This is a genomic window from Phreatobacter aquiterrae (assembly GCF_053471285.1).
This window is the reverse complement of record NZ_JBJPHW010000028.1, coordinates 1-6139: the sequence shown is the minus strand read 5'-3', so window position 1 is coordinate 6139 and position 6139 is coordinate 1. Positions and strand designations below refer to the sequence as shown.

Sequence of the window (6139 nt, the reverse complement as noted above, 5' to 3'; positions counted from 1 at the left end):
TACAATTTCGGCCGGCGCCTGAAGACCCTGAACGGCCTCACTCCCTACGAGTTCATCTGCAAACGATGGACAACGGAGCCCCAGAGGTTCACGCTCGATCCGCTCCAGCAAATGCCGGGACTAAACAGCTAGCCCGCTCCGCATGTCGGGGCGGGCTTCTCGTTTCCATCAGCTGGTGATGCGCGCGGTGGCCACAGCCTTCTGGAACAGCGCATCCATGGCCTGCATGATGCCCTGCGTGGGACTTACCTCGAAATAGAGACCCGGGGAGGCGCAGGCTTGCATCCGCGTTCCGATTGTCGGCTGGAACGGCTCGATCCATTTCATGTACCAGGCGTTGGTCGGCAGGCGCAGATAGGTCGTGTAGAGGACTGCGATCCTGACGCCCCGTGCCTTGATGGCCGTGCAGATGTCAGGGTTGATCGGCTCCTGGCAGCGGCCATTGGTGGTTGGCCGCGTGCAGGTCGCCGGGTAGTAGGCGTCCGTGACGCCGTCGGACACCAGAAGCAGAACCTTCTGCGGAACCGAAGGGTTGGAACCATCACCCGGGGTTGGGATCGCAAGGCTCAGGGCGGCCAGCGTGTTCGTGTTGTCGGTGCACTGGTCGTTGTTGTAGCCCTGATAGGGGATCGTCATCAGATCGATCGCATTGGCGGCGGACCTCGCCGAGGCAAGGTTCGTCGTCAGGGGCGCGATCGTCGTGAAGGTCGTTTGCGTACAGGACGTGCCATAGGTGTAGATGCCCGCCCGGAACTGATTCTGCACCTTCATGGTCGACTGGGCCGTATCCATGAGCTGCTGGGTGGCCTGCCGCAGCACGTCGATGCGCAGCGTCACCCCCAGCTTCTTGGCGAGCTTGTAGTAGTTGTTGCCGTCCGAGAGATCGTGGCAGGCGAACGCACACTTGTCCCTCGTGTTGGCCACCATCTTGTCAATATCCGCCTGGGTTGCACCGAGCCCCATAGAGGGCGTGTTGTCCAGCATGATATGGAAGTCAATGTAGGCCGGCGTATTGGACGACGCTTCTGACCTGCCGGAGACCCTGATCTCCGAAATGCCAACGACAGCCAGCAGCGAAGTGGGGACCGCGGCTTCATAGGTCATTGAGCCCCTGCGGGTGAGACCCGTGTCCTTCACCTCGATGGCCAGCGACTTCATCTCCACCCTTGGCATGGAGCCCGTATTGGCTTTGAAGCTGGCCTCGGCTGCAAGCCGCGCCACAACGGCGGTAGGCATGGTCGAGGATACCTTCACGCCCACAAGGACGGCCGCATCCGCCGCCGAGTCCAACTTGGCCTTGACCTTGCTCGCTTGGGCGTAGTCGACCGCCATCCCGGCGAAACCGGCGAGTGGAATCGTGCAGAAGGCGAAGATCATCGCCACCACACCACGATCGCATCGATTGAATGAGCGCGTAATAGCGCAAAGCGTGTTGGAATAGAGGCTTAGGGTCTTAATTCGGGGGAAAAGGGTCATCACGGCTCCGACGTCGCCGACAACTGGAGCAATAAAAGGCAATAATTTTTCGTAAATTGGGAACAGACATTGCGGGATATGTAGCGACGCGCGGCATCGAATAGAATGTGGTTTGCGATATGCAACGCCAACCGAAGACACGGGTGGTGAACGGTTAGGTTCATCGCTCGCCATCATTGCATTGATTAACGGGCAAGTATGTAGGCGGAGGTTGGCGGTGAGAACGCCACACGACGTTCTGTAGCCCCAAACGTGCTCATCCCACCTTCGGGCTCCCTTTCAGAAAATCGGTAGCGACCAAGTCGTTTACGAATGAACGCATTGGACCAAATGTCAGCGAACACATGTCACAACACTATTGCACAACGAGCGGTACGGAAATTTTACAATTTGGTACAAATCTGTGGGGCTTTCAGTTTGCAGGAACACATCATGGGCATCGCGTCGCCGTCCGCCGCAACCATCGTGATCGGCGATCGGTGGTCTCAGCCGATAAGTCCTGAACGGGAGGAGAAGCGCGTCAGTCGTATTCGCGACCTGGAACTGATCAAGGGGGGATTCCCCGAGATGGAAACGCTCGCCAAACTCGGCGCGGACCTTCTGGGCGTTTCGGCCTGCATGATCACTATCGTCGATGCGGAGATCGTTTGGGTTATTGCGAAGGTTGGCGCCGATATAGACCAGGTTCCACGCCATGAGGCCTTTTGTTCTCACGTAGTTGCCTTCGGGCGGCCTCTCATAGTGCCCGATCTTTCCGCCGACCCGCGGTTCCAGTCCAACCCGTTCGTTTCAGGAGAGGGATTGCGGCTTTACGCCGGCCACCCGATTTCTCTAGGTGATGATGTTGCGCTTGGAACAATCTGCGTTATTGGCCGTCAACCACGGTCGCTCACCTCTCAAGATGAGCAAACATTAGAGCATCTCGCTAATCTTACCAATGCCCTATTGATCAAGCATCGTAGCGGTAAAGATGCCGATAAACACTTGCGAGAACTTGCACGACATGCCGCCACTATTCAGTCTCTGGCGCGTGACTTGGCCGCGCAGAAACGCATCATCGAGGCGGCTGCAGATCTGGCGAAGGTGGGTGCATGGGAGGTTGACCTCGAAACAAATCAGCTCCTGTGGAGCGAGGGCATGTACCGAATTCACGGAATGAACCCCGCAGAGGGCGTCAGCTATGGCGCCCATTACGACATGTACCCGGAACCTCATCGCACACGCATCAAGCGCGCGGCGGGCAGAGCGCGGGCCCAAGAGGGATCATTCGACGTTGAGGCGCCGGCGATCACCGCCGATGGGCGGCGGCGGTGGTTTCGCATCGCCGGCGGCATGCAGTTCGAAGACGGAAGGCCCGTTCGATGGAGCGGCATGAAGCAGGATATCACCCGGCAGAAGCGATTGCTGCACCGGATTGAGCGTCTCGCCACGCTCGATCCCGTGACCGGGCTGCACAATCGGGCAGCGATGCTGTCGCTGTTCAAGAAGTCAACGGCAAAGCGGCGGCCGCTTGGCGTTCTCCTTATGGACCTGGACGGGTTCAAACGGGTCAACGACGTTCATGGCCAGTTGGCCGGCGACGCATGTCTTCGCGCCGTTGCCAGCCGCCTGAAGCGGGTTTGTAAGGGGGCCCAGTTGATTGCTCGACTCGGCGGTGACGAGTTTGCCATTGTGCTCGGGCACGGTGCGGCGCCGCAAGATATCGAGATGTTGGCGCAACGTCTCGTGGCCGCCCTTCGCGACCCGATCAAGTTCCAGAAATTCAACGTTCATCTGGGCGCATCCATCGGTGTCGCCCATTCCGCGACCAGCGGGGCAGAACTTTACCGGCGCGCCGACCTCGCGCTGTACGCCGCTAAGACTGGCGGACGCGGAACTTGGCGCCTGTTCACGCCCGCGATCAACCACGCGGCCGAGACCCGTTTCCGTGAGATAGAGAACATTCGAGAGGCTCTGAGCCGCGGCGAGTTGCTCGTCTACTACCAGCAGAAGGTACGGCTCGCGGACAACAGCCACGAGGGGTTCGAAGCGCTGATTCGCTGGCGACGTGGCGACGGTTCGGTCGTGGGTCCTGCCGACTTCACTGCAGCACTCGACAATGCCGAGGTTTCCGTCGGGATCGGAGATTTCGTGCTCCGCGACGTGTTACGTCAGATCAAGAAATGGCAGACCGATCGCGTCGATTTTGGGCGAGTCGCCATCAACCTGTCTGCAGCACAGCTGATGAACGACAAGATTGTCGAGCAAATCACCAGTTCGCTGGCGGTCGCCGGCCTGTCCCCGGCGGTTATCGAAGTCGAGGTGACGGAAGGAGTCTTCCTGGACGCGCAGTCAGGGAGGGTCCGCAAGGCACTCCGCGCCCTGCGTCGGGCCGGCGTTCGTGTGGCCCTCGACGACTTCGGAACCGGCTTCGCCTCGCTGTCTCATCTCGGCCAGTTGCATGTCGATGTCTTGAAGATCGATCGATCCTTCGTCTCTCGCCTTGGGCGGTCGGCAAAGGACACTGCGATCGTTCAGTTTCTCGTACAACTGGCCAACTCGCTCTCCATCGAGGTGGTCGCCGAAGGGATTGAGAACGCCCGCCAAGCGGAGTTCTTGCGCACCATCGGCTGCACCTACGGACAGGGCTACTGGTTCTCTCGACCCGAGGACGCCCAATCATCCACGCAACTGATTAGGCAGCATATGCCCGAATTGGTCTGGTAGTGCTCTGATCGGCACCGGACCGCGGACCGGCTAGGACGACTTGATCTGGCCTACCTGGCGAGGGAAGGGTGTTCCAAACCGTATAGGTCGTGCAGCAACACGTCGAGCTCGCGGGGGCCGAAAGGCTTCTGCAGCGTGCGCATGCCCGATATTTCGGCCAGGGCGCCCGGGTCTCCAGAGACCAGCACGATCTTCACCTTGTCGCTGAAGGCCCGGAAGATCCGCGCAGTCGACAGACCGTCAAGAGCCGCCATGTTCAGGTCGATAAACACGAAATCGGTTGGCGCACGTGCGAATTTCTCGATGCCTTCAATGCCATCCGGGGCCTCATCGACCATGACCCGGAACATCGATCGCTCGAAGATCCGGGTCATGAGCTTTCGGGCCGTGCCGCTGTCGTCTATCAGCAGTGCCGAAGACGGGCTGCTAATCCTCTGAAAGGCGTCGAGGACGCGATGAACGTCGGTTGTCTGCAGTGGCTTGCCAATGAACTCGTAGGCACCGAGGGCTTTGGCATCGGCCCGGTCCACTGCCGTCTGGCTGCCCGAGGCGATGACCACGAAGGTCCTCATGCCACACTCTCGGGCCTGAGCGACCGCTTCCAGGCCGGAGGAGGTTCCCAGCGCAATGTCGACGAAGGCGATGTCGTGGCGATTGGATCCCAACTCGTCTATCAATTGGGCAGTGGACGACACCTCAACCACCTCGATTGGAAACTGGTAGTCGTTGAGCGCCCGGCGCAGGTCACGGCGGCACGCTTCATTGTCCTCCGCGACGAGAACGCTCCAATGGCTGTCAACGAACTGAATGTCTTCGAGGGATAGCGGGGCAGGTTCGGGCATGGTCGGAAGTCCAGCAAGAATCGCAGCTTCAAAGCTCCGATATAGCGCGAATGCGTTTCACTATGCAAAATTGTGAATAAAGGCTGCTCAAGGCTGGCGCCAATGAACCCACCGCTAACTTCTTACGCGGAAGCTCCTTTATCCACCACACTCGGAGAGCGTGCCCAATGCCGACGTTTGATCCCCGCCCCGAAGAAGGCTGCCGGCCAGAAGGGCCGACGAGGGAGGCGCTCGACCGGAAAATTGCTGAGGTTTTGGAACTTGCCAATTCCTGCGACGGGAGCGAATTGGACCACCTCACTAGACTGCGGATTCAACAACTTGTCACGCTTATCGCAGCATCGTCCAGGGGGAAAAGAACCAGTTGAGAACAGGTGAACCTCAACCGCCCAGGGTTTGCCGGAGGCTCCAACTCCTGAGAAGGTGGGGCCATTGGGCAATACGAGCAAAAAGTCTCGCCTGAGGTCCGCAGTAGCGCGGAGCGTCTGGTCCATGATCACGAGCTTGAACACACGTCGCGCTGGGCGGCGATTGCGTCGGCTTCCGGGAAGATCGGCTGCACGGCGCAGACGCTCAGCGAATGGATCAAACGCACGGAGATCGACGCCGGCAAGCGGGCCGGCCTGCCGACTGATGCGGCGGCAAAGCTGAAGGCTCTGGCGCGCGAGAACCGTGAGCTTCGACCGGCGAACGAGATCCTGCGCAAGGCGTCAGCGTATTTTGCGATGGCGGAGCTCGACCGCCGGTCAAAGACATGATCGCGTTCATCCCCCGCCCGGCAGCGCATGCTTGCATGCGTGAAAGTGGACGATCATCGCGAGGTCCACGGGATCGAGCCGATCTGCAAGGTGCTACCGATCGCCCCTTCGACCTACCACGATCATTGCGCAATCCCGCGCAAAGCCTGATCTGATCCCATAAGACTGGACCGTTTGAGATTGGAGTATTCCGCGTCAGAATCCCTTGGCTGGGAGGAGCGGAAGACGATGAATGTCAAATCGCTTCCAATCGCCACCCCTATTTCGCGTCCAAAGCAGGCCCCCATTGAGGGCGCAGATGCGAGCGGCCGCCCCGGCGTAGCTGGCCAGGGTTTCGCAGCCGGGGCGGCCGCGTTT

The 6139-nt window shown here is 59.8% G+C and carries 3 protein-coding genes, 2 pseudogenes and 1 other annotated feature; of the genes and pseudogenes, 3 read left to right on the top strand and 2 right to left on the bottom strand.

Annotated features, from left to right (window positions below; genetic code table 11):
• Positions 1-132, top strand: a pseudogene (locus tag ACJ4V0_RS21295) (IS481 family transposase); the annotation flags it as partial.
• A gap of 36 nt (positions 133-168) precedes the next feature.
• Here ACJ4V0_RS21295 and ACJ4V0_RS21290 read toward each other — a convergent pair.
• A complete protein-coding gene (locus tag ACJ4V0_RS21290) occupies positions 169-1476 on the bottom strand; it encodes a TadE/TadG family type IV pilus assembly protein (protein ID WP_448301614.1) in 1308 nt (435 codons plus the stop codon).
• A 432-nt stretch (positions 1477-1908) separates the two neighbouring features.
• On the opposite strand from ACJ4V0_RS21290, the gene ACJ4V0_RS21285 reads away from it, so the two are divergent.
• Complete coding sequence (locus tag ACJ4V0_RS21285) at positions 1909-4182, top strand: bifunctional diguanylate cyclase/phosphodiesterase (RefSeq protein ID WP_448301613.1); 2274 nt, start codon at positions 1909-1911, stop codon at positions 4180-4182.
• Between the two features lie 50 nt (positions 4183-4232).
• On the opposite strand, the gene ACJ4V0_RS21280 is transcribed toward ACJ4V0_RS21285, so the two are convergent.
• Positions 4233-5024: a response regulator gene (locus tag ACJ4V0_RS21280; protein ID WP_448301612.1), complete on the bottom strand. Its 792-nt coding sequence runs from the start codon at positions 5022-5024 to the stop codon at positions 4233-4235.
• A 431-nt stretch (positions 5025-5455) separates the two neighbouring features.
• Between ACJ4V0_RS21280 and ACJ4V0_RS21275 the strand changes: the two are divergent.
• Positions 5456-5914 (top strand): annotated as a pseudogene (locus ACJ4V0_RS21275) (IS3 family transposase); the annotation flags it as partial.
• Positions 5737-5890: a sequence feature (AL1L pseudoknot), on the top strand. It overlaps the preceding pseudogene by 154 nt.
• Positions 5915-6139: the final 225 nt, after the last annotated feature.

Bases quoted from the DNA above. Each gene is read 5' to 3' on its own strand.
- ACJ4V0_RS21290 (WP_448301614.1), bottom strand. From the start codon at position 1,476: ATGACCCTTTTCCCCCGAATTAAGACCCTAAGCCTCTATTCCAACACG.
- ACJ4V0_RS21285 (WP_448301613.1), top strand. From the start codon at position 1,909: ATGGGCATCGCGTCGCCGTCCGCCGCAACCATCGTGATCGGCGATCGG.
- ACJ4V0_RS21280 (WP_448301612.1), bottom strand. From the start codon at position 5,024: ATGCCCGAACCTGCCCCGCTATCCCTCGAAGACATTCAGTTCGTTGAC.